At 60.9% G+C, this 22254-nt stretch carries 22 protein-coding genes; 8 read left to right on the top strand and 14 right to left on the bottom strand.

The annotated features are described in order from the left end of the window. The first annotated feature begins 4 nt into the window (after window positions 1-4). Window positions 5-1192, top strand: coding sequence for a GNAT family N-acetyltransferase (locus RTP54_RS07720; RefSeq protein ID WP_312361844.1), 1188 nt, complete (start codon window positions 5-7; stop codon window positions 1190-1192). Window positions 1193-1235: 43 nt separating this feature from the next. After that, window positions 1236-1655 (top strand): HIT family protein, encoded by a 420-nt coding sequence (locus RTP54_RS07715; protein WP_112809782.1) that lies wholly within the window; start codon window positions 1236-1238, stop codon window positions 1653-1655. 6 nt (window positions 1656-1661) lie between these two features. On the opposite strand, the gene RTP54_RS07710 is transcribed toward RTP54_RS07715, so the two are convergent. The 10 genes from RTP54_RS07710 to RTP54_RS07665 all read right to left on the bottom strand — a co-directional run bounded on the left by RTP54_RS07710 (window position 1662) and on the right by RTP54_RS07665 (window position 10771). Continuing rightward, on the bottom strand, window positions 1662-2621 hold the full coding sequence (locus RTP54_RS07710; RefSeq protein WP_312361842.1) for a phosphatase PAP2 family protein: 960 nt from the start codon (window positions 2619-2621) through the stop codon (window positions 1662-1664). Window positions 2622-2856: 235 nt separating this feature from the next. After that, entirely contained in the window at window positions 2857-3795 is a 939-nt protein-coding gene (locus tag RTP54_RS07705; protein WP_312361841.1) for a phosphatase PAP2 family protein, read from the bottom strand. A gap of 85 nt (window positions 3796-3880) precedes the next feature. Beyond that, entirely contained in the window at window positions 3881-4225 is a 345-nt protein-coding gene (locus RTP54_RS07700) for an AzlD domain-containing protein (RefSeq protein WP_112809784.1), read from the bottom strand. Continuing rightward, complete coding sequence (locus RTP54_RS07695; protein ID WP_112809785.1) at window positions 4222-4959, bottom strand: AzlC family ABC transporter permease; 738 nt, start codon at window positions 4957-4959, stop codon at window positions 4222-4224. The genes RTP54_RS07700 and RTP54_RS07695 overlap by 4 nt, the downstream gene beginning before the upstream one ends. A gap of 83 nt (window positions 4960-5042) precedes the next feature. Further along, the gene (clpA, locus tag RTP54_RS07690; RefSeq protein ID WP_312361837.1) at window positions 5043-7562 is read right to left on the bottom strand and encodes an ATP-dependent Clp protease ATP-binding subunit ClpA; all 2520 of its coding nucleotides are present in this window, start codon (window positions 7560-7562) and stop codon (window positions 5043-5045) included. A gap of 9 nt (window positions 7563-7571) precedes the next feature. Beyond that, the gene (gene clpS / locus RTP54_RS07685; protein ID WP_025426809.1) at window positions 7572-7925 is read right to left on the bottom strand and encodes an ATP-dependent Clp protease adapter ClpS; all 354 of its coding nucleotides are present in this window, start codon (window positions 7923-7925) and stop codon (window positions 7572-7574) included. 240 nt (window positions 7926-8165) lie between these two features. After that, a complete protein-coding gene (locus RTP54_RS07680; RefSeq protein ID WP_025426808.1) occupies window positions 8166-8519 on the bottom strand; it encodes a phasin family protein in 354 nt (117 codons plus the stop codon). 234 nt (window positions 8520-8753) lie between these two features. Next, a complete protein-coding gene (locus RTP54_RS07675) occupies window positions 8754-8957 on the bottom strand; it encodes a DUF3126 family protein (protein WP_003535016.1) in 204 nt (67 codons plus the stop codon). Window positions 8958-9057: 100 nt separating this feature from the next. Next, window positions 9058-9885: a serine O-acetyltransferase gene (gene cysE, locus RTP54_RS07670; protein WP_112809787.1), complete on the bottom strand. Its 828-nt coding sequence runs from the start codon at window positions 9883-9885 to the stop codon at window positions 9058-9060. A 100-nt stretch (window positions 9886-9985) separates the two neighbouring features. Continuing rightward, window positions 9986-10771 (bottom strand): alpha/beta fold hydrolase, encoded by a 786-nt coding sequence (locus tag RTP54_RS07665; RefSeq protein WP_112809788.1) that lies wholly within the window; start codon window positions 10769-10771, stop codon window positions 9986-9988. Window positions 10772-10949: 178 nt separating this feature from the next. Here RTP54_RS07665 and RTP54_RS07660 point away from each other — a divergent pair, with 178 nt between their 5' ends. Further along, window positions 10950-11195 carry a zinc-finger domain-containing protein gene (locus RTP54_RS07660; protein WP_112809889.1) on the top strand — a complete coding sequence of 82 codons (246 nt, stop codon included), beginning with the start codon at window positions 10950-10952 and terminating at the stop codon, window positions 11193-11195. Between the two features lie 9 nt (window positions 11196-11204). After that, window positions 11205-12371 carry an FAD-dependent monooxygenase gene (locus tag RTP54_RS07655; protein WP_312361792.1) on the top strand — a complete coding sequence of 389 codons (1167 nt, stop codon included), beginning with the start codon at window positions 11205-11207 and terminating at the stop codon, window positions 12369-12371. 5 nt (window positions 12372-12376) lie between these two features. Here the strand turns inward: RTP54_RS07655 and RTP54_RS07650 are convergent, their stop codons facing one another. Further along, a complete protein-coding gene (locus tag RTP54_RS07650; protein ID WP_112816698.1) occupies window positions 12377-13567 on the bottom strand; it encodes a cystathionine beta-lyase in 1191 nt (396 codons plus the stop codon). A 341-nt stretch (window positions 13568-13908) separates the two neighbouring features. Here RTP54_RS07650 and RTP54_RS07645 point away from each other — a divergent pair, with 341 nt between their 5' ends. The 4 genes from RTP54_RS07645 (at window position 13909) to RTP54_RS07630 (ending at window position 18177) form a co-directional block, all read left to right on the top strand. Further along, window positions 13909-14934: an amino acid ABC transporter substrate-binding protein gene (locus RTP54_RS07645; RefSeq protein WP_112809791.1), complete on the top strand. Its 1026-nt coding sequence runs from the start codon at window positions 13909-13911 to the stop codon at window positions 14932-14934. A gap of 93 nt (window positions 14935-15027) precedes the next feature. Beyond that, a complete protein-coding gene (locus RTP54_RS07640) occupies window positions 15028-16224 on the top strand; it encodes an amino acid ABC transporter permease (RefSeq protein WP_112809792.1) in 1197 nt (398 codons plus the stop codon). A gap of 4 nt (window positions 16225-16228) precedes the next feature. Continuing rightward, window positions 16229-17386: an amino acid ABC transporter permease gene (locus RTP54_RS07635; RefSeq protein WP_312361788.1), complete on the top strand. Its 1158-nt coding sequence runs from the start codon at window positions 16229-16231 to the stop codon at window positions 17384-17386. 14 nt (window positions 17387-17400) lie between these two features. Then, window positions 17401-18177, top strand: coding sequence for an amino acid ABC transporter ATP-binding protein (locus tag RTP54_RS07630; protein ID WP_112809794.1), 777 nt, complete (start codon window positions 17401-17403; stop codon window positions 18175-18177). Between the two features lie 93 nt (window positions 18178-18270). Here RTP54_RS07630 and RTP54_RS07625 read toward each other — a convergent pair whose 3' ends face one another. The 3 genes from RTP54_RS07625 to RTP54_RS07615 are packed head-to-tail and all read right to left on the bottom strand — an operon-like array spanning window position 18271 to window position 22247. Further along, window positions 18271-19791 (bottom strand): caspase family protein, encoded by a 1521-nt coding sequence (locus tag RTP54_RS07625; RefSeq protein ID WP_312361787.1) that lies wholly within the window; start codon window positions 19789-19791, stop codon window positions 18271-18273. Continuing rightward, window positions 19788-21341, bottom strand: a complete 1554-nt coding sequence (locus RTP54_RS07620) for a caspase family protein (protein ID WP_312361786.1) — start codon at window positions 21339-21341, stop codon at window positions 19788-19790. Before RTP54_RS07620 ends, RTP54_RS07625 begins: the two co-directional genes overlap by 4 nt. A 3-nt stretch (window positions 21342-21344) precedes the next feature. Then, window positions 21345-22247 (bottom strand): OmpA family protein, encoded by a 903-nt coding sequence (locus tag RTP54_RS07615; RefSeq protein ID WP_312361785.1) that lies wholly within the window; start codon window positions 22245-22247, stop codon window positions 21345-21347. Window positions 22248-22254 lie beyond the last annotated feature (7 nt).

Below are 22254 nucleotides of genomic sequence, written 5' to 3'. Positions count from 1 at the left end.
GCTCATGTCCGACGCCGTCACCATCCGCATAGAGCAATCCTTCGCCGAGATACCGGCCGCACGCTGGAACATGCTTTCCGGCGCGGCAAAGGGACGGGACGGCGCGGTCTACAACCCGTTCGTCTCGCACGCCTATCTTTCGGCGCTGGAAGCGTCCGGCTCGGCCACCGCCAAGACCGGCTGGCTGGGGCAGCATCTGCTGATGGAGGGCGCTGGCGGAGAACTTCTCGGGGCGCTCGTCTGCTACCTCAAGAACCACAGCCAGGGCGAATATGTCTTCGACCATGGCTGGGCGGATGCATTCGAGCGCGCCGGCGGCCGCTACTACCCCAAACTTCAGGGGTCCGTTCCCTTCACGCCCGCAACCGGACCAAGGCTCCTGACGGTCTCGGGCGGCGACGGCTCACCGGTCCAGGACGGGCTTGCGGCAGGGCTGAAGGAGCTGGCGCGACGGCACGACGCCTCTTCCGCGCACGTGACTTTCGTGCCCGAGGCGGAAGTACCTGTATTCGAGCAGGCCGGCTTCCTGCACCGCACCGACCAGCAGTTCCATTTCCTCAACGAGGGCTATCGTTCGCATGACGACTTCCTGGAAACGCTGGTGTCCAGAAAGCGCAAGGCGTTGAAAAAAGAGCGCCGCGCGGCGCTCGAACATGGCATCACCATCGACTGGCTGACCGGCAGCGACCTGACGGAAGCGATCTGGGACCAGTTCTTCGCATTCTACATGGACACGGGCAGCCGCAAGTGGGGGCGCCCCTACCTCACCCGCGCCTTCTACTCGCTGATCGGCGAACGCATGGCAGATGACATCGTGCTGATCATGGCGCGACGCAACGGCCGCTACATTGCCGGCGCCATCAATTTCATCGGTGGCGATGCGCTTTATGGCCGCCACTGGGGCTGCATCGAAGAGCATCCCTTCCTGCACTTCGAGGTCTGCTATCACCAGGCGATCGACTTCGCGATCGCCAAGGGCCTCAAGCGGGTCGAGGCCGGGGCCCAGGGCGAGCACAAGCTCGCCCGCGGATACATGCCGGTCACCACCCATTCCGCCCACTATATCAGCCACTCCGGCCTTGCCCGTGCCGTATCGGACTACCTGGTGCGCGAGCGCAGGGACGTGGAGGAAACCGCGACGTTTCTTGCCGAACACGGACCTTTCCGCAAAGGTGAGCGTCAGGACGATTGAACCGCTCGCCGCCTTCGCCGCATACAGTCAACGAGGAAAAACTATGAGCGCCTACGACACCAACAACATCTTCGCGAAGATCCTGCGAGGCGAGATCCCGTCGCACCGGGTCTATGAAGACGATGCCACGATCGCGTTCATGGATGTGATGCCGCAGGCCGAAGGCCACATGCTCGTCGTGCCCAAAGCGCCTTCGCGCAACCTCCTGGACGCGGACCCGGCGAGCCTGCCGTCTCTCATTACCGCCGTCCAGAAAATTGCCGTCGCCGCCAAGGAAGCTTTCGACGCCGACGGCGTGACGATCATGCAGTTCAACGAGGCGCCGGCCGGCCAGTCCGTCTTTCACCTGCACTTCCACGTCATTCCGCGACATGACGGCGTCCCGCTGAAGCCGCATTCGGGCACGATGGAAGACGGCGCGGTGCTGGCTGCCAACGCCGAGAAGGTGCGGCAGGCGCTTTAGATTCGATTACTCTGCGCGCGCGCCCAAGTCCGCAAGGGTTCCCGGCGCGTGCGCCTCTGCCATCTCGGCATGTCGCAGCCGCCGAATTGTTGCCTTAGCTAGCCCCAGCGCCACCCCGAAGGTCGCAATACCGCCCAGGATGTCGCTGAGATGGTGACCGCCCTGGATCAGGACGGTTGGCAACATCAACACGTTCAACGTCAGCACGACAGGAAATATCATCCGCTGGCGCGGAACGAAGCAGACCGACATGCAGGCCATGACAATGTGATACGACGGAAAGCCGATCAGACCCAGGATGTTGCGCGGGCTCACATAGCTGACGCCTTCACGCCCGAGCCGGACCAGTTCGTGCCCGTAAGCCGGGTCGACCGCGAGCGGGATCGCATCCAGAATTGACTGCGGCAACGTATAATACGCTTTGGCGCCAAACGTCGGAAAGAAGATCCAGAAACCGATGGACAGGAGTGCGCCGAAGACGCCCGTCAGCAAGAAGCGGTGAAGCGCCCGCTCCTGTCCCGAGAAGCCGAGCACAAGGATGACGCAGAGCAACTGGGGAAGCGACGTGAAGTAGACCAGGTTCGACAGCACGCCGACCCACCGGTGGTCGGCGGCCCACGCGACCAAACGCGGCCAATCATACCCAAGTACAGCGTCAAATCGGAATAGCAGCTCATCGATCGGCGCGAATGCAATGGGCAAGAACATGTAATTGAAGAGAGACGCGACGATAGTAAAAAGAATGAAGACGCCAGACGCAATGACCGACAGGGCAATATTTCTCTCTCCGCGCACATCCCGATAGTACCGTCCCAAGGCAACCATAAATATGCCTATGGACACCACAAGCATGTATCCGAACACATCGACGCTTATGCCCTTGATGTACAGGAGAAATATATCGATCAAGGCAAGAGTAGCAACGACTCTTACCAAAACAGCTTCAGCCGGAAGAAAACCCATCATCAATATCTCGGATCATTCTGCATAAGCATACGAATCCGCAATTAATAATATTATAATTAAGTGAACATGATTTCACGAGTACCGGACAACGGGGCGGCGATCAGTCGAAACCGGGCCCAATTCGAGCTCAGAACGCGCAGCGCTACCGCGAACAATCGCCGCTTGCCAGTATTCATAGATCGGCGATTTCCGGCCTACGCTGCCCCGAAACCCGGAATGCGTTCCTTACGGTTCTCTAGCGAACCCTGAGTTCCGATGCCGAAGGCCTCGTCATCGACCCGGCATCAAGCGAACGCAGAAGGACGCCCGAAAGGGCAAAAGCAAGCGCAAAGGCGAGCGCACCACCGAAAACATCGACGAGATGGTGTCCACCGTGAATGATGATTGCCGGAACCATCAGAATGTTGAGCAGGAGCGTCGGGACAAGCAAGACAGCAGACCGCGTCATGAACCAGACAGACATACATGCCATCACCGTGTGGAATGATGGGAATGCTATCAGTCCGAGGGTATCACGAGGCGATAGAAACGCCACGCCATCCTGCGCGAGGCGCTTCAGCTCGGCACCGTATGCCGGGGTCACGGCCAATTGGGCGCGTTGCACGATCTCTTCGGGCAAAACGTAGTATGCACTCGTTCCAAAGGACGGCCAGAACGTCCAGAACAACATCGCCAGCAAAGCGCCCAAAAGCCCCGTGACGAGAAATCGATGCAATGCGCGGTCGTCCCCGACGAAGCTAAGCACCAAGATGACAATCATCATCTGCGGCAACGACGTGAAGTAGACGAAGTTCAGGACAGCCGAAAACGACGGAAAGTCTGCTACCCAATGGATCAAGCTCGGCCAGGAAAAGCCCAACATTGCGTCCGCACGTGACAGGGCCCCGTCGATAACAGGGAACTGGATCGGGAGCAGCAGGTAATTCAAGATTGAACCGGTGAGCGTGAACAGAACAAAGATGCCGACCGCGATTGCCGCCAAGGCCAAACGCTCGTCCTTTCGGATCACGCGATAGAACTGACCGACAAGGATTGTCCCCACACCAATGCCGATCAGTGGCGCATATCCCGCGGCATCGACCGACACGCCCCAGAGCGCGATCAGAGATCCGTCGATGATCGCCAGCAACACGACAATCGATAGGCACAATTTTTCGGCAGGTAAAAACGTCATGACGATCCGCGCGCAAGGAGCGTCTTGTCTACCAACTTCCGTTTAACAATCGGCTAAGTGAGGCAGCTTCACGCGAAAGTAGAGGCTAGAAGCCGAGCCACCAAAGGCCCGCAGCCAGGGCTGCGATGGTCGTCGCTATGCCAATAGCCGGCTTGCGGCCGAGCAGGAAGAACGCCGACGCACCGATCGCGACCGCGCCCAGGCGCAGCCAGAGCGGCGACTGCTCGAGCACGCCGGTCGGATAGAGAACGAGCTTGGCGATGACGGCGGCCACGAGCGCGGTCGCCACCGCCCTCACCCAGTTCAGCGCCTCGGAATCATCGCGCAGGCGGTTGCCGGCGATTACGCCCAGCCAGCGCCAGATGTCCGTCGCGAGCCAGCCAGCGATCGCGATAAAAGCGTAGGCCCACCAGCCATCCTGCCAGGTCATGCGCCGATCTCCCGACGACGGCGCCAGAACCGCTCCAGCGCCCAGGCGAGTGTCCCGCCGCCGACGCCGGCAAGCAGGATGTCGAATTCGGGCATCAGCCAATAGAACAACGGACCGGCGACCAGGCCGATGAGCAGCGCGATATGAACGACCGGATGGCGCGCCGAGTGCCAGATCGACGCCAGGAAATAGATTGGTGTCAGGAAGAACAGGCAACCCGCCACGATCGGCGGGAAATCGGCGACGAAGTGATAGACGACCCCGACCAGCACCATGTTGGCGACAACAAGCGTAATGCCGAAGCCGGCGAAGAAGGCGACGCGCCTGTCGCGCGGCACCGCCTGTACCTTTTCCATCGCAAACACCCAGGCGGTAATCGCCACGAAATGCGACAGAAACAGCAAGAGCCATGTCGGCGTCTTCGACGTGCGCAATTCAGGAATGAGGGCGGCAACCATCGGCATCAACCGGACGGATGACAGCGAAACGGCAAGGAAGGCGGCGGCCAGGCTTGCGCCACTCATCATAGAGCTGACGAGGATCACCTTGGCCGGAAGCGCCCAGACCATGCCGGTCATGAAGACGACCTGTTCCGGCGGAATTCCCGCCTGCGCCGTCAGCGAACAAAAGCCGACGAAGGACAGCATCAGAATAAAGGCGGGAAGGCTGAACAGGCCACGCATCCCGGTCAGGAACCAGACGACCGAAGACTGGTCGTTTTCATCACTCTTCATCAGTCGTTCCGGAGTTCTTTTCATTCAGAAAAACGCTGCCGGATGTTCCCATCCGGCAGCGCAGGGCATCGATTGCGATGCGATTACTTCTTGCGAGGCACCTTCGGCACCGTCTTGCCCTTGCGTGGGCTGGCGGCGCTGGCGTCCTTGGCGTCCGGCTCGGACGAAGCCTTGGCTGTCGCCTTCTTCGGCTTGGCTTTCGGTGCAGGCTCGGCGCCGACCGCTTCCTTTTCCTCGGCCTTCTTCGGCTTGGCGCTCTTCATCGCCGGGCGCGTTACTTCGGCCTTCGGCTTGATCGGCGCGGTCTCCTGCACGGCATCGAGCAGAAGTCCCCTGGTTCCGTCCGGCCGCGTGCCGATCGTCACCCTGAGAACACCACCCTTCTTCAACTTGCCGAACAGAATTTCGTCTGCGAGCGGCTTCTTGATGTGCTCCTGAATGACGCGCGCAAGCGGACGCGCGCCCATCTTCTCGTCATAGCCCTTCTCCGCAAGCCAGGCGATGGCATCGGGGGCCAGATCGAAGGTGACGTTGCGTTCGGCCAGCTGGGTTTCCAGCTGCATGACGAACTTCTGCACCACCTGATGGATGACCGGAGTCGGCAGCGATGCGAACGGGATGACCGCATCGAGACGATTGCGAAACTCGGGCGTGAACAGGCGGTTCAGCGCTTCCTCGTCTTCACCGGTGCGCTTGGAAGACCCGAAGCCGATAGCGGCCCGTGCCATTTCCGACGCACCCGCATTGGTCGTCATGATCAGGATGACGTTGCGGAAGTCGATCTTCTTGCCGTTGTGATCCGTCAGCGAGCCATGATCCATGACCTGCAGCAGGATGTTGAACAGGTCCGGATGAGCCTTTTCGATTTCATCGAGCAGCAGCACGCAATGCGGATGCTGGTCGACGCCATCGGTCAGAAGACCGCCCTGATCGAAGCCGACATAGCCGGGAGGTGCACCCAGCAGCCGCGATACGGTGTGGCGCTCCATGTATTCCGACATGTCGAAACGCAGAAGCTCGACACCGAGCGACGTTGCCAGTTGCTTGGCGACCTCGGTCTTGCCGACACCCGTCGGGCCCGAGAAGACATAGCAACCGATCGGCTTGTTCGGCTCGCGCAGGCCGGCTCGAGCCAGCTTGATCGACGAGGCAAGCGCCTCGATCGCCAGATCCTGGCCATAGACGACTGAGCGCAGTTCCTTCTCCAGATTGGCCAGCACCGCTTCGTCGTCCTTGGAGACGGTCTTCGGCGGAATGCGGGCCATCGTCGCGATGGTGGCTTCGATCTCGCGCTCGGTGATCAGCTTGCGACGCTTGCTGACCGGCAGCAGCATCTGTGCCGCGCCGGATTCGTCGATCACGTCGATCGCCTTGTCCGGGAGCTTGCGGTCGTTGATGTAGCGGGCCGAAAGCTCGACGGCAGCCTTGATCGCCTCATTCGAGTACTTCAGGTGGTGATAATCCTCGAAGTAGGGCTTCAGCCCCTTCATGATCTCGATGGTATCGGCGATCGTCGGCTCGTTGACGTCGATCTTCTGGAAGCGACGCACCAGGGCGCGGTCCTTCTCGAAGAACTGGCGGTACTCCTTGTAGGTCGTCGAGCCGATGCAGCGGATCGCGCCCGACGAGAGTGCGGGCTTCAGCAGGTTTGATGCATCCATCGCACCACCCGACGTGGCGCCGGCGCCAATGACGGTGTGGATTTCATCGATGAACAGCACAGCACCCGGATAGTCCTCGAGTTCCTTGACGACCTGCTTCAGGCGCTCCTCGAAGTCGCCGCGATAGCGCGTGCCGGCCAGAAGCGTGCCCATGTCGAGCGAGAAGATGGTCGCGTCCTGGAGCGCTTCCGGCACCTTCTTCTCGATGATGCGCTTGGCCAGGCCTTCGGCAATCGCCGTCTTGCCGACGCCGGGGTCACCAACATAGAGCGGATTGTTCTTCGAACGGCGGCAGAGAACCTGGATCGTCCGGTTGACTTCGGCGTGGCGGCCGATCAGCGGATCGATCTTGCCCGACTTCGCCTTTTCGTTGAGGTTGACGCAGTAAGCCGTCAGCGCGTCCTGCTGCTTCTTGGCGCTCGCCTCTTCGTTTTCCCGCTGGGGCTTCTGTTCGGCTTCATGCTCGTCGTTGCCGCGCACGGGACGTGCCTCGGAGCTTCCGGGCCGCTTGCCGATACCGTGGGAGATGAAGTTGACGGCGTCGTAGCGCGTCATCTCCTGCTCCTGCAGGAAGTAGGCAGCATGGCTTTCGCGCTCGGCGAAGATGGCAACGAGAACATTTGCGCCCGTCACTTCCTCGCGCCCCGAAGACTGGACGTGAATGACGGCCCTCTGGATGACCCGCTGGAAGCCGGCAGTCGGCTTGGAATCCTCGTCGTAACCGGTGATCAGGTTCGACAGTTCGTTGTCGACATAGTCTGTCACGGTCTTGCGCAACGTCTCGAGATTGACGTTGCACGCACCCATCACGGCCGCCGCATCGGCATCGTCTATCAATGCCAGAAGCAGATGCTCGAGCGTCGCATATTCGTGGTGGCGCTCGTTGGCAAAAGTCAGTGCCTGGTGCAGCGCCTTTTCGAGGCTGGGCGAAAATGTTGGCACGTTAGTTCCTCATTTCTTTTCCATGACGCATTGCAACGGATGCTGATGCTGGCGGGCGAAGTCCATCACCTGTGTCACCTTCGTCTCGGCGACTTCATACGTAAAGACGCCGCACTCGCCCACACCGTGATTGTGGACGTGGAGCATGATGCGAGTCGCCTCTTCCGGATTCTTCTGAAAGAAGCGCTCCAGAATGTGGATGACAAACTCCATTGGCGTGTAATCGTCATTCAAAAGCAGAACGCGATACAAACTCGGCTTCTTGGTCTTCGGCTTGGTGCGCGTGATGACGGAGGTGCTGCGATTGCTGCCGCCTCCTTCGTCGTCGCTTCCTTGCTGCATCCGGACCGGCATGGCGATCATTCGTGTCTTTTCCTTAGTACAAGCCGCGGATCCATCTGAGGTGGCCGCAGCGTGCTTGCCCTTTATCTAATGGTTCGTTTCCAGATTTTAAGACCGAACCAACGCACTGCAATCATAATCGCACGGACAGGCATAAGATTGATCAACTTTCTTCGATCCACCGCGAAGTGTTGAAAACAGCAAAAAGGCCGGTCGCTGTATCGGCGACCGGCCTTCCAATGACGGCAATGATCCGTTGCGTTACGCCGCAGCGGCAGCCTTGACCGCTGCAGTCGCCTTGGCGACCGGCGCTTCGTAGGGCTTGTAGGCGTCCTTGGCGAGGTCGGCGTACATTTCGCCGATCTTCGTCGCCTCAGCAAAGAAGCCCTCATAGCTCGACTTCAGGAAGTTGGTCTGCAGTTCGAAAGCCGTCTCGACGCTCTTGACGCTGGAGAGCTTCTCCACATGCGCAACGCTGTCTTCAAAGGATTTCTTGGAGAAATCGGCAGCCTCGGTCGCAATGGCCTGAAGGCCCTTGGTCCAGGCGGAATAGCTCTTCACAGCCACGTCTATGGCTTCTTTGCTTTTCTTGTTTGCATCATCGAAGTTGAACATCCGGTGTCTCCTTGAGTGACGGCCTGATCTGGAGGCTTCAGTTTATGTGCACTGCACAAAAAGTCAAGCCGAGCGTGCAATGCAATAAAATGCAATACTTGCAACACCTTGATGAAAATGCAGTGCGAACACGCGATTTTCATCGCATTTCCACCCGGAAAAACACGAAAGCATAGAAAAACCCGGCGCGATCGCTCGCCACCGGGTCATTCTGTAAATCCGTCGATCGGCGACTTAGAGGTCGATGTCGAGGATCGCCATGGAGAAATTGTAGGACAGTTCGCCGTCCTCTTCGTCGCGGAAGACGACGCCGAGGAATTCGTCACCGAGATAGACTTCAGCCGACTCATCCTTCTTCGGGCGAGCCTTGACCACCATCGACTGGTTGAACGTGCGCTTGAGGTAGGCTTCAAGCTTGCGGATTTCTTCGGGCTTCAAATGTCTTCTCCGTAGCCGTTTTTGATGTGCGGCGCTTCTCGCACGCTGCGTTGGCGGGTGTAAACCCCTCGAAAGCGGCTACGCACCGGTTCCCGATGGTTCAGATTTCGAAGCTCGACAGGATCTGGTCCATCTGGCGCGAAGGCTCGGAACATCCAGCTTCGCCGACGACCTTGGCCGGAACGCCGGCAACCGTCGATTTGGGCGGCACCGGCTTAAGCACCACAGAACCGGCGGCGATGCGCGAGCAATGGCCGATGTGAATATTGCCGAGGATCTTGGCGCCAGCGCCGATCAGCACGCCGTCGGCGATCTTCGGATGACGGTCGCTGCCTTCCTTGCCGGTGCCGCCAAGCGTGACACCATGCAGGATCGAGACATTGTCGCCGATGACCGCGGTCTCACCGACGACCAGGCCGGTGGCGTGATCGAGGAAGATGCCACGGCCGATGCGGGCGGCCGGATTAATGTCCGTCTGGTAGACGCTCGATGCCCTGCTTTGCAGATAGAAGGCGAAATCCCGCCGCCCGCGCTTCAGGAGCCAATGGGCGAGACGGTGCGTCTGGATGGCATGAAAGCCCTTGAAATACAGTACCGGCTCGAGGAAGCGGGTGCAGGCCGGGTCACGATCATAGAAAGCCTGGATGTCGACACGCAGGATCGTGCCCCATTCCGGCCAGTCCTCGAGCATCTCGGCAAACGTCTGGCGCAAGAGGTTTGCCTGCAGATCAGGATGATCGAGGCGCTCGCAGATGCGGTAGACGACGCTTTCTTCCAGGGAGTGCTGGTTGACGACGGTGGAATAGAGGAACGCGGCCAGCATCGGGTCCTGCTCGGCGGCAAGCCGGGCCTCCTCGCGCAGGCTGCTCCAGATCGGATCCATCACCTTGAGGGTTTCCGTCTGACGAAGTTCGGTCGTCGCGACCATCGTCGCACTCCTTCTCAATCGGTCTATGCCATCAATATAGGGGAAATTCGGCAGGACATAAATGGCCTGATACCAGTTCGACCGAAGGTCGTAGCCCCGCCTAAGCTCGCCCGACCTCCTCGAGGAATTCGAGGACCGCCTTCTTGAAGACCCGGTCGCCGACGGCAAGCATATGGTCTCTGCCGGGAATATCAAGCGCGCGGGCATGCGGCATCAGCGCTGCCAGTTCCTGTGGCGAGCCGGCGATGTCGTCCTTGGTGCCGACGCCGATCAGCGTCGGAATGTCGATCCGCCCCATATCCTCGGGCGTCAGCAGGTCGCGCGAGGTCGAGATGCAGGCGGCGAGCGCCTGGCGATCGCTCTTCGTCTGGTCGGCAAAGGCGCGGAACATGCGGCCACGCGCATGCGTCACAACTTCGAGCGAGGGCGCCGTCAATGCGTCGGCGATCGGATCCCAGTCGCCGACGCCGGTGACCATGCCGATGCCGAGGCCGCCGAACACCAGCGAGCGCACGCGATCGGGATGGGCCAGCGCCAGGAACGCGGAAACGCGGGCACCCATCGAATAGCCCATGACATGCGCCTCGGCGATACCGAGATGGGTCAGCAGGGCGGCGGCGTCGCCTGCCATCTGCTGAGGATGGTAGAGGGCGGGATCATACGGCTTTGCGCTTTTGCCGTGGCCGCGGTTGTCGAGCGCGATCACCCGGTAGCCGGCGTCGCCAAGCGTCTTCAGCCAGCCGGGGAAAACCCAGTTGACATTGGCGCTCGAGGCAAAGCCGTGAATGAGCAGGACCGGCGCGCCCGCAGGATCGCCCTCGTCGAAGAAGGCGATATCCAGCCCTTCATGGGTGAAGTGCGAAAACGGCGGCGGGGTGAGATCCATTCTTCCAGTCCTTGAGGCGCATCGATTTGGCGCAACCTAATTTGTCACCCTTTGGAGGGAAACCCCGAGCCGGCAAAAACCACAGGTGCGGCGTGTTTGCCGCTACACATTTCCGACAAAGCTCACTATGGTGCCGGCAAATTCGACCCTCAAAGACTTGCATACATCGGAGCATGACATGGCCGGCCACAGCATCCCGCATTTCCAGAATGACGGCGGACACCAGGCAATCGAGATCGGCGTCAAGGAATTCATGTGCACCGGCGCGTCGGTTCCCTACGACCATCCGCACATCTTCATCGACATGGGCGACGACCACGAAAAGGTCTGCTCCTATTGTTCGACGCTCTACCGCTACAATCCGAAGCTGAAGGCGACCGAAACCAACCCGCCGGGCTGTCTCTTCACCTTCCAGGCAGCCTGATTTCCGCCGATGTCGAAGACGATCGCGATCGTCGGCGCCGGTGTCGGCGGGCTGACGGCGGCATTATGCCTGACGCGTCGCGGCTTCGAGGTCGACATCATCGAGCAGGCAGCCCTTCTGACCGAGATCGGCGCCGGGCTTCAGATCTCCCCGAATGCATCGCGCATCCTCGCCGAACTCGGCCTGCTGGGCGCGCTTGAAGCTGTTTGGACCGAACCGGACGCAATCACGCTTGCCGACGGCATGTCCCTGCGCCCGCTTGCCAGCGTCGCTTCGGGGCGTTTTGCCCGTGACCGCTGGCATGCGCCCTATGGCGTGCTTCATCGGGCGAGCCTTCAACGCATCTTGCTTGCCGCCGTTGAAGCCGAGCCGAGATGCCGCCTGCACCTCGGACACCGGATCGACGGAGATCCGCAGCGGGCAATCGCCGCCATCACCGGGCGCACGCCAACGCTGATCGTCGGCGCTGATGGCATCTGGTCGCGGCTGCGCAATACCGTTCCAGGCGCCGGCCGCGTACAGTTTTCGGGCAACGTCGCCTGGCGCATGACCGTCACGCGCCATGCCGCCGCCGGCCTACTGCAGCCGGATCGCGTTTCTGCCTTTCTCGGATCGAGGGCGCATCTGGTCGCCTACCCGCTGCGCGAGATCGACGGCTTCAATCTGGTTGCGATCATCGAGGGCAAGGAAACCGACAGCGTCTGGGTCGGCAAGGATGCGGACGTGAGGCGCCACGACTATCTCGCCGCCTTTTCCGCCTGGAACCATGGACTGCGGACGCTGTTGAAAAATGCCGACTCGCCGAGCTACTGGCCGCTGTGCACGGTGAGCGACGGGGCTTGGCAGGATGGCGCAAAGACCGTTCTGATCGGAGATGCCGCCCACGCCATGACACCCTTCGCGGCGCAAGGCGCCGCAATGGCGATCGAGGATGCGTCGGCGCTTGCAACGTGCCTGGCGGATACCAACGACATCACGCTGGCCTTGCGAGTTTTCGAAACCGGACGCCGTCCGCGCATCGCGCAGGTGCGCAGGCGGGCCGCCTTCAACCGTTTTGCCTATCACGCCCGTGGACCGCTGCGGATTGGACGCAACGTCATCCTGTCGATGAAAGGTCCGGAAGCGCTCGCAGCCGACTTCGATTGGCTCTACGGCTACGGCGCTCCCGCACGGTAAGTCGGTCAGACCGCCCTTGCCGCAGCAAGGCCGGCTTCGATGTCCCGGCGAATGTCGGCGACGTCCTCAAGGCCGATCTGCAGGCGCAGCACCGGGCCTTCGGTCGGCGCCACCGCCACCTTGCGATCCGAAAGGCCGACGTGAAGCGCCAGGCTTTCGAAGCCGCCCCAGGAATACCCGAGCCCGAACAGCGACAGCGCGTCGAGGAAAGCGTGCGCCTTCACCTTGAAACGGTCAGGGCTCTCCGCCTTGAGCACGAATGAAAAGATGCCGCTCGCACCGGTGAAATCGCGCTTCCAGAGGTCATGGCCCGGAAAGCTCGGCAGTGCCGGATGCAAGACGCGGGCAACCTCGTCACGGCCTTCAAGCCAGGTGGCGAGCGACAACGCGCTTTCCTGGTGCCGCTCGAGGCGCACGCCCATGGTGCGCAGGCCGCGCAGGATCTGGTAGCTGTCGTCAGGCGAAACGCAGATGCCGAGTGTCACCATCGCCTCCGTCAGCGCCGGCCAATGCGCCGCGTTGGCCGAAACGGTGCCGAACAGCAGGTCGGAATGGCCCGACGGGTACTTGGTCGCGGCATGGATCGACACGTCGACGCCATGGTCGAGCGGCTTGAAATACACCGGCGTTGCCCAGGTATTGTCCATGGTGACGATACAGCCGTGGCGATGCGCCACGTCGGCTATTGCGCGAATATCCTGCATCTCGAAGGTATTGGAGCCCGGCGCTTCCGTGTGGACCAGCCGCGTGTTCGGCCGAATGAGGCTTTCGATCGCCGCACCGATCATCGGATCGTAATAGTCTACGGTGACGCCGAGGCGCTTCAGCATCGTGTCGCAGAAATGACGCGTCGGGAAATAGACTGAATCGACGATGAGCGCGTGGTCGCCAGCCGACAGATAGGCCAGAAACGGCACGGTGACCGCAGCGAGGCCCGAGGGAACGAGGATCGTGCCTGCAGCCCCCTCGAGCTCGTTGATCGCATCGCAGAGCGCATCTGTCGTGGGCGTGCCGCGGGTGCCGTAGGTGTATTTCTGGTCGCGCGTCTCCATCGTCCTGGCGTTCGGGAACAGAACTGTGGACGCCCGCACGACCGGCGGATTGACGAAACCGAAATAGTCGGAGGGTTTGTTTCCGGTATGGGCGAGCCGGGTGTTGATCCCCATCTTGCCGTTCACATTGCCGCTGTCTGCCATTGCAAATTCCGATGTTGAAAAACCGATGCAGAACTCTTCGAACGCGTCACAACCGGGGTCAAGTGGCAAAATCCCGGATAGGCGGTTTAAGGTCCTTGGAAGCGAGAATTGACGAATTTTCGCTCAATGATTGCCTGTTTCCTGCAAAAGTTGCCTAAACTTCTGGCTTGTTTGAGGTTTTTCACACGCAAGTCCAGAAAATCGGCAAGCTCTCTTGACCCCCATGGATTTTGAGCATGAGATAGGTTGCACTCGCGCCATGAGGGTGGCGGAGGCTGCACGCGCAGGGAGACGCGCTGTTGCAGACGGGAACGAACGACAACAGAAAAAGGTTCTTAAAAATGGCAAGAAGAATTCTGACAGCTCTGGTTGGCGCTGCTGTCATGGGGATTGGCGCGCATTCGGCTTCGGCTGGCACACTCGACGACGTGAAAGCAAAGGGCTTCGTCCAATGCGGCGTGAACACCGGCCTTGCCGGCTTCGCGGCCCCGGATGCCTCGGGCAACTGGAGCGGCTTCGACGTAGACTATTGCAAGGCGATCGCCGCCGCGATCTTCGCGGATGGCAGCAAGGTGAAGTACTCGCCGACGTCGGCCAAGGAACGCTTCCCGGCGCTGCAATCGGGCGAAGTGGACGTTCTCGCCCGCAACACCACCTGGACAATCAACCGCGACACCGCTCTCGGCTTCAACTTCCGCCCGGTCAACTACTATGACGGCCAGGGCTTCATGGTCCGCAAGGGCCTGAACGTGAAGTCGGCGCTCGAACTCTCCGGCGCTGCCGTCTGCGTGCAGACCGGCACCACCACCGAGCTCAATCTCGCCGACTACTTCAAGGCCAACAACCTGCAGTACAACCCGGTGGTCTTCGAAAAGCTAGAGGAAGTGAACGCCGCCTATGACGCCGGTCGTTGCGACGTCTACACCACCGACCAGTCCGGCCTCTACTCGCTGCGCCTGACGCTGTCCAAGCCCGACGATCACATGATCCTGCCGGAAATCATCTCGAAGGAGCCGCTTGGTCCGGCCGTTCGCCAGGGTGATGACCAGTGGTTCGACATCGTCAGCTGGGTTCACTACGCCCTGATCCAGGCCGAAGAGTTCGGCGTGACGCAGGCAAACGTGGAAGAGATGAAGAAGTCCACCAACCCGGACGTTCAGCGCTTCCTCGGCGTCGAAGCTGACAGCAAGATCGGCACCGACCTCGGCCTCACCAACGAGTGGGCCGTCAACATCATCAAGGCAGTCGGCAACTACGGCGAAGTCTTCGACCGTAACATTGGCGCCGGCAGCCCGCTGAAGATCGAGCGCGGCCTCAACGCCCTGTGGAACAAGGGCGGCATCCAGTACGCTCCTCCGGTCCGCTAACGCGACCTGACACGACAGGGGGAAGCGGTCCGCCGCTTCCCCATCCCAACGATAAAAACACCCAAAAGGGTGACAAGGGGAAAGAGGCATTGCATGACGATTGGCGTCACAACTACGCCTGAGCCGAAGAGCAAACCTTCAGGCTCGATCATCAACGACCCGCAAGTCCGTGGCATATTCTATCAGGTCGTGACGGTCGCTATTCTCGTTGCCGTCGTCTACTGGATAGCGGATAACACGATCGAAAACCTCAAACGCGCGAACATCGCGTCCGGCTACGGCTTCCTGAACGGCCGCGCCGGTTTTGACGTCGGACAGTCCCTGATCGCCTATACCAGCGATTCCACCTATGGACGGGCTCTCTTCGTCGGCTTCTTTAATACACTGCTTGTCGCAGTCACCGGCATCATCACCGCCACGATCATCGGTTTCATCGTCGGCATCGGGCGGCTCTCGCACAATTGGCTGATCGCGAAGCTGTCGCTCGCCTATGTCGAGGTGTTCCGCAACATCCCGCCACTGCTAGTCATCTTCTTCTGGTACAGCGGCGTCCTCGCCGTGCTTCCGCAGCCGCGCGAATCGGCTGCCCTGCCCTTTAATATCTTCCTCAACAACCGTGGCATCGCCTTTCCAAAACCGGTATTCGGCGACGGATCGCAATATGTCTTCTATGCTTTTGTGATCGCTGTGATCGCCAGCTTCTTCATGGCCCGCCATGCGCGCAAGAAGCAGGAGGCAACCGGGCAACGCTTTCCGTTGCTGTGGACCGTGCTCGGCCTCCTCATCGGCCTGCCGCTTCTCGCTCTCTTGGCAACAGGGTGGCCGATTACGTTCGACATACCCGTCGCTGGCAAATTCAACCTCACCGGCGGCTCGGTCATCGGACCGGAATTCCTGTCGCTGTTCCTGGCACTTTCGTTCTACACCGCGGCCTTCATCGCCGAAATCGTTCGGGCCGGTATCCGCGGCGTGTCGAAGGGACAGTCCGAAGCAGCACACGCCCTCGGCGTCCGTCCAGGCCTGACGACCCGGCTCGTCGTCGTGCCGCAGGCGATGCGCATCATCATCCCGCCACTCACCAGCCAGTATCTGAACCTGACGAAAAACTCGTCGCTGGCAATCGCCATCGGCTACGCCGATCTGGTGGCCGTCGGGGGAACGATCCTCAACCAGACCGGCCAGGCGATCGAAGTCGTCACCATCTGGATCATCGTCTATCTTTCGCTGAGCCTGACGACGTCGCTGCTCATGAACTGGTTCAATGCCCGCATGGCTCTGGTGGAGAGATAAGATCATGAACACACACCAGGGAAATTTCGTCCGCACCTCGATGATCGAGGCTGCACCCGCCCCGATACAGACGGCTGGCATTGCCTACTGGCTTCGCAAGAACCTGTTTGCGACGCCGAAAGACGCGGCACTGACCATAATCAGCCTGCTCGTGCTTGCCTGGCTCATTCCACCGGCGGTCCAGTGGCTGTTCATCGATGCCGCCTGGACAGGTGGTGGTCGTGGGGTCTGCGCGACAGTCGCTCAAGGAGGCTCGCAGCCGGACGGCTGGAGCGGCGCCTGCTGGGCCTTTGTCAATGCCAAGTTCGACCAGTTCCTATTCGGCCGCTATCCGATCGACGAGCGCTGGCGGCCGGCCCTTGTCGGCATCCTGTTCGTCCTGTTCCTGACACCGATGCTGATCCCGAAGGTTCCCTACAAGAACCTCAACGCGGTCCTGCTTCTCGTCGTGCTGCCTATCCTCGCCCTTATCCTTCTGCCGGGCGGCTGGTTCGGACTGCCGTTCGTCGAGACGCCACTGTGGGGCGGCCTGATGGTGACGCTGGTGCTGTCCTTCGTTGGTATCGCCGTATCGCTTCCGCTCGGCATCCTGCTTGCGCTCGGACGACGATCGACCATGCCGGTGATCAAGATGCTCTGCACTGTGTTCATCGAAATCGTGCGCGGCATTCCCCTGATCACCGTTCTGTTCATGGCGAGCGTCATGCTGCCGCTGTTCCTGCCGCAGGGGGTGACTTTCGACAAGTTCTTGCGGGCGCTGATCGGCGTGTCGCTCTTCGCATCCGCCTACATGGCGGAGGTAGTGCGCGGCGGTCTGCAGGCGATCGGCAAGGGGCAGTATGAAGGGGCCGATTCGCTCGGCCTCAGCTTCTGGCAGAAGATGAACCTGATCGTACTGCCGCAGGCGCTGAAACTCGTCATCCCCGGCATCGTCAACACCTTCATCGGACTGTTCAAGGACACGTCGCTGGTCTCGATCATCGGCATGTTCGATCTGCTCGGCATCGTCCGGCTGAACTTCTCGGATGCCAACTGGGCGTCGGCCGTCACACCGATCTCCGGGCTAATTTTCGCAGGCTTCATATTCTGGCTTTTCTGCTTCGGTATGTCGCGCTATTCAGGCTTCATGGAACGCGTGCTGGACACGAGCCATAAACGATAAGAGGGGGAGATCGCATGGCCAACGCAGCCACTGCTTCCAAGATGACCGTATCGGCAACCGACGTTGCGGTCGAAATCACGGGAATGAACAAATGGTACGGAGACTTTCACGTTCTCCGTGACATCAACCTGAAGGTCATGAAGGGCGAGCGCATCGTCATCGCCGGCCCGTCGGGCTCCGGCAAATCGACGATGATCCGCTGCATCAACCGGCTGGAAGAGCACCAGAAGGGCAAGATCGTCGTCGATGGCATCGAGCTCACCAACGACCTGAAGAAGATCGATGAAGTGCGCCGCGAAGTCGGCATGGTGTTCCAGCACTTCAACCTCTTCCCGCATCTGACGATCCTGGAAAACTGCACGCTCGCCCCGATCTGGGTTCGCAAGATGCCGAAGAAGCAGGCGGAAGAGATCGCGATGCACTTCCTGAAGCGCGTCAAGATCCCCGAGCAGGCCAACAAGTATCCGGGCCAGCTTTCGGGCGGTCAGCAGCAGCGCGTGGCCATTGCCCGCTCGCTGTGCATGAAGCCAAAGATCCTGCTCTTCGATGAGCCGACATCGGCTCTCGACCCGGAAATGGTCAAGGAAGTGCTCGACACCATGGTCGGCCTTGCCGAAGAAGGCATGACCATGCTGTGCGTCACCCACGAAATGGGCTTTGCGCGCCAGGTCGCCAACCGCGTGATCTTCATGGACCAGGGCCAGATCGTCGAACAGAATTCGCCTGCGGAATTCTTCGACAATCCGCAGCATGAGCGCACCAAGCTCTTTCTCAGCCAGATCCTGCACTAATGCGTTTAAAGACCGGTATCGATCCGGTCTGAACCTCGAACATGAAGAGCCCGCCGTTCAGGCGGGCTTTTTTGTGCCGCCAGCGCGGACAGTTCACTCCACGTGATAGCGCAAGGTACCGACCGACCAGCGGATACCGCGCCTGTCCAGACCTTCTGTCCAGGTTTTCTGCAGACGCGCGACGATCTCGCTCAAGGTCTCACGTGCGGCAAGTTCGATCTTCAGGCCCCGCGTGCTCGGCGCGACATCGGTGAGATCGACGGCATCGCTGACCACGAGCGCAACGAATGCGCTCTCGCCTTTGCCCGACGCTTCGAAATCAAAGCCGTAATATTCGTCCGGCAGCGTCAAAGGCACATTGGCGGCAAGCGGTGTAATCTTGCGGGCAAATTCGTTCGGAAAGATCTGAGTTGCCATCCCGGTCGCGCTGACGTCCAGCAGGATGAGGCTACCGGCAACCTTGCTCGTCACCGTCACCTTGAACACGTCGCCTGGCTTCATCGGCGTCGCGTGGTCGATGCTGACGACCACGTCGCCGCTGTCGGCCCTGCCGACGATATCGCCGACCGCATCGACGGCATCGGAGGCCTGATAGCGTGTGGGCGTTGCTTCATCGGAGCCAACAGGTCGATAGCGTGCCTTGGCTTCATTGACCGTCTGCGTCGGCGCAACCGCACTGGCGCCCAGAAACTGCGCCTTGGTCTCCAGTTGCGGGTCGAGCGTGTCGCATTTTGCCTGCGAGGCGCAATAGGCGGCCGACTGTGCCCGGACATATTCGAGAAGCTCGGCGTTGCTGGTGAGACCATTGCCGTTTGCATCCGCCGTCGTGCCCATCTGCCCTGCGATATAGGCTTCGGTGAAGACCCCGTGACGGCTTTCGAGCGGCAGGCGAACATCGTCCCAAGCGATCTGATAGGATGCACTTGCACTCCAGGCGACGATGCCGCTCTCGGCGACGCGTTTGGGTCTATCGACCACACCGAGGTCGATCCGCAGCCCGCGCGTGAGCGCCTGCTCCACCGGTTTTGCCTCGGGGCGCGGAAGGAAGCGCGCGCCGTCGATCCCGGCGGAAACATCCCCCGACAGCGAGCGCGAAATCGTGCCCGAATGGCAGGCGTCGATCACCAGGGTGACGGCCCTGCCCTTCAAGCGCTCGAGGATGGCGTCGAGTTCATCGTCGGTGATGGCGCCGTCCCAATCCTTGCTGCCGGCGACCAGATCGAAAGGCGCCAACGCCTCGTCCATGCCATCGTCTTCATCGCCGTCGTGGTCCGTCACCTGAAGGCCGTGGCCGGAGTAATAGAGATAGGCGCGGCCCCCGGGCGCAGTGCCCGCCACCAGCCATTCTTCAATCGAGGACAAAATGGCCGAGCGTGTCGCCTGATCGTCCTTCAGCACCCGGATCGCAGAGTGATCGAAGCCCATCGTCCCGGCCAGCAGCGCTTCCATCGCGACGAGGTCATTTTTCGGCCCGTGCAGGAACAGTTGGGGCGGCAGGTTCTCATAGGTCCCGATGCCGATCAGCAACGCCCGGTCGGCGGCAAATGCCGGCAAACCGACACCCGACGCGAGAAGCGGCAACAGTGACAGCCAGGCTCCGATGCGGACGCTCATTGACCGCGCTCCCGGGTATAAAGCGGCTGGATGGCGACAGTGCTATCGGTGCCATCAAGCCGCTCCTCCAGAAGACGCAGGAATTCGGATGCATCGACACCGGGGGTCGCAAGCACCGCCGCCACCGCGTCGACAGGAGCATTGGTCGAGACAACGACCAGATGGTCGGCACCGAAAGGTTTGACCACCTCCAAATCTCGAAGCCTGAACACATGGCTTCCAGAACCTGCGATCTGGACATCAAGCAGTTGCACGTCGCCGGTGTTTGCCAGGTTGAAGACCAGCATGTTGGCGTAGCCGGACTGGGGCGCGTCGAAATTCAGCCTGTCGCCAGCGGAATAGATGTCCTTGACCGGCGTCAGCGAGACCTTGCCGGGCTTCTGCGCAGCGAGCGCCTTCAGGAAATCGAGCAGGATGAACTTGTCGACGACGCCCTGGACCATGTCGGCGGCAACATGTTCGCCGGCAACATCGCCGTTCGGCGTATAGAACGTGCCGCTGGCAGCATCCCACCGATAGGGAACGCCGCTGCCGCCGACATTCTCCAGCTTCGGCGCCTGGCCATCGACGCTGAGGGCCAGCTTGCCCGTCCAACCCATGTCCCGGGCCGGCTTCAGTTTCGACGTTCGTGCTGATGTTGCGATACCGTTGGCCGAAGCAAGCGTTGCGCTTCTGGGCAGTGACAGGACGATCTCTCGGTCTGATCGCGGCACCTGCGGGGTGAAGTTCGGTACCTGCAGCGCCTCTGACTGGAGCTTGACGTTGGAAAAGACGTAGTCCTCCAGTTCGACCCGAGAGATCATGCCGTCGCCATCGCGATCGGCAGCGCCCTCGAGTGCGCGGGCAAAGCTCCAGCTGAGCGCACCGCGCGGCTCCCCGTCGATCACCACCTCGGGCGTCGGCTGGCTCTCAAGCGACGCCGCAAGGATCGTCACTTGCGAAAGATCCGCATCCTTGACCGCCGCTCCGGAAACCGCCTCGTCCGATGGCGGCGGCAGCTGCGCCCGTACCGTTGGCGCGAGCCGCGTCTTGCCGGAGATCGACCGGTTCATCCCGCCGGAATAGCAACTGTCGGAAACGAAAAGCACCTGAATGCCCTTGGCCTCCGCCTCGGCAAACCAGGCATTGAGTTCGTTATCGACGATGATTTCCTTTGCCGTCTCCCCGGGCCGGCTGCGATCGAAACCCGGCAACTCGAGAAACTCGTCCAGCCCGTCCGCTTCGCTGCCGGCGACAAGCTCGGGCATCTGGGCGCCGTGGCCTGCGTATGTGAAGATGATCGTATCACCTTTGGTGGCAGTGCCGACAAGTTCAAGCCAGGCGGCGCGGATCGCGCTCTTGGTCGCCTGCTCGTTGACGAATTCGCGGACCGTTTCGACGTCTGCCGCCTTCAGAGCCCGGGAAACGTCGCGCGCATCCTTGACGGCGCCATCGAGGCTCACTTCATGCGGATAGATGTCGATACCGACGACAAGCGCCGAAGTTGCGGCCACTGCTGGCAGGCCAGACAATCCGAAGAAGACACATGAAATCAGAGCCTTGCGCAGCACGACTTACTTCTCCACATCAACTTCGACGCGGCGATCCAGTTGGTGCAGCATCGCCTCGTCGTAGGCACTAGGGTCATCCGGCCTGAACGGCTCCTCCTCACCCTTGCCAACGGTCGTCCAGGTGCCCTTGTAGCCGGCGTCGACGAGATAGTGCGCAAGCGCCTGTGCCCGTGCCAGCGACAGTTTCTGGTTGGCTTCGGGGCTACCGACCGGATCGGTGTGGCCGATCAAAGTGATCGCTTCCGGCTTTGCCGATTTCAGGCACTCGAACAGATCCCTTGCCGATTGCAAACCTTCCGGCGTGAACTCTGCCGTTCCGAAGACATAACGAACCGGTGTCGCCTTCTTCCGGATCGCGATACCGCGATAGGAAAACTTGCAGGCACCACGCATGGTGAGTTTCACAGGCTTGGCCGATGCGAGACGCATCTCTGAGGCGAGCCGATCCAGGCGCAGGATATAGGCCTTGTCCGGCGCCATCCATTCCGGTGTCAGTTCCTCGTTGGCGGCATCCTCCAGCGCTTGCTGGTACAGCGCCGCAGCACTTTCGTAATTCTTGCGTTGACGCTCGATGTCGCCGAGTGCGTCAAGAATCTGCCATGGCCCGCCGACGTCGTCGCGCACGGATCGAAGCTCGGTCTCGAACGTATCCAGCCTTGCGCCGTTCCCGACCGCGTTGGCGATGCGATTGAAGGTCGCGAGGGCCGCGACCCGCCGTGTCAGCGCCGCTTCGGTGTTCGTGCACCCTTTCACGCGCTCGGCCGTGGCAGCCCCCCGGGCACCTGCTTCATCGCCCGCATTGAGTGCGTGCGAAGCCCTGACCAGCGCGTCGCAGGCGCTGGCGGGATGGGCGAGCGGCAACAGGAGCGCAGAAGCGAAGATCAGTCGTCTTGCGTGGTTTCTCATGGATGGC

Source organism: Ensifer sp. (genome assembly GCF_031989085.1).
Taxonomy (GTDB): domain Bacteria; phylum Pseudomonadota; class Alphaproteobacteria; order Rhizobiales; family Rhizobiaceae; genus Ensifer.
Note: the sequence above shows the minus strand (reverse complement) of the source record. Positions and strands in the feature narration are given on the sequence as shown.

Bases quoted from the DNA above. Each gene is read 5' to 3' on its own strand.
- RTP54_RS07615 (WP_312361785.1), bottom strand. From the start codon at position 22,247: ATGAGAAACCACGCAAGACGACTGATCTTCGCTTCTGCGCTCCTGTTG.
- RTP54_RS07710 (WP_312361842.1), bottom strand. From the start codon at position 2,621: ATGATGGGTTTTCTTCCGGCTGAAGCTGTTTTGGTAAGAGTCGTTGCT.
- RTP54_RS07650 (WP_112816698.1), bottom strand. From the start codon at position 13,567: ATGGCAGACAGCGGCAATGTGAACGGCAAGATGGGGATCAACACCCGG.
- RTP54_RS07695 (WP_112809785.1), bottom strand. From the start codon at position 4,959: ATGAAGAGTGATGAAAACGACCAGTCTTCGGTCGTCTGGTTCCTGACC.
- RTP54_RS07715 (WP_112809782.1), top strand. From the start codon at position 1,236: ATGAGCGCCTACGACACCAACAACATCTTCGCGAAGATCCTGCGAGGC.
- clpS (WP_025426809.1), bottom strand. From the start codon at position 7,925: ATGATCGCCATGCCGGTCCGGATGCAGCAAGGAAGCGACGACGAAGGA.
- RTP54_RS07655 (WP_312361792.1), top strand. From the start codon at position 11,205: ATGTCGAAGACGATCGCGATCGTCGGCGCCGGTGTCGGCGGGCTGACG.
- RTP54_RS07645 (WP_112809791.1), top strand. From the start codon at position 13,909: ATGGCAAGAAGAATTCTGACAGCTCTGGTTGGCGCTGCTGTCATGGGG.
- RTP54_RS07640 (WP_112809792.1), top strand. From the start codon at position 15,028: ATGACGATTGGCGTCACAACTACGCCTGAGCCGAAGAGCAAACCTTCA.
- RTP54_RS07660 (WP_112809889.1), top strand. From the start codon at position 10,950: ATGGCCGGCCACAGCATCCCGCATTTCCAGAATGACGGCGGACACCAG.
- RTP54_RS07630 (WP_112809794.1), top strand. From the start codon at position 17,401: ATGGCCAACGCAGCCACTGCTTCCAAGATGACCGTATCGGCAACCGAC.
- RTP54_RS07720 (WP_312361844.1), top strand. From the start codon at position 5: ATGTCCGACGCCGTCACCATCCGCATAGAGCAATCCTTCGCCGAGATA.
- RTP54_RS07680 (WP_025426808.1), bottom strand. From the start codon at position 8,519: ATGTTCAACTTCGATGATGCAAACAAGAAAAGCAAAGAAGCCATAGAC.
- cysE (WP_112809787.1), bottom strand. From the start codon at position 9,885: ATGGTCGCGACGACCGAACTTCGTCAGACGGAAACCCTCAAGGTGATG.
- RTP54_RS07700 (WP_112809784.1), bottom strand. From the start codon at position 4,225: ATGACCTGGCAGGATGGCTGGTGGGCCTACGCTTTTATCGCGATCGCT.
- RTP54_RS07625 (WP_312361787.1), bottom strand. From the start codon at position 19,791: ATGAGCGTCCGCATCGGAGCCTGGCTGTCACTGTTGCCGCTTCTCGCG.
- RTP54_RS07665 (WP_112809788.1), bottom strand. From the start codon at position 10,771: ATGGATCTCACCCCGCCGCCGTTTTCGCACTTCACCCATGAAGGGCTG.
- RTP54_RS07705 (WP_312361841.1), bottom strand. From the start codon at position 3,795: ATGACGTTTTTACCTGCCGAAAAATTGTGCCTATCGATTGTCGTGTTG.
- RTP54_RS07635 (WP_312361788.1), top strand. From the start codon at position 16,229: ATGAACACACACCAGGGAAATTTCGTCCGCACCTCGATGATCGAGGCT.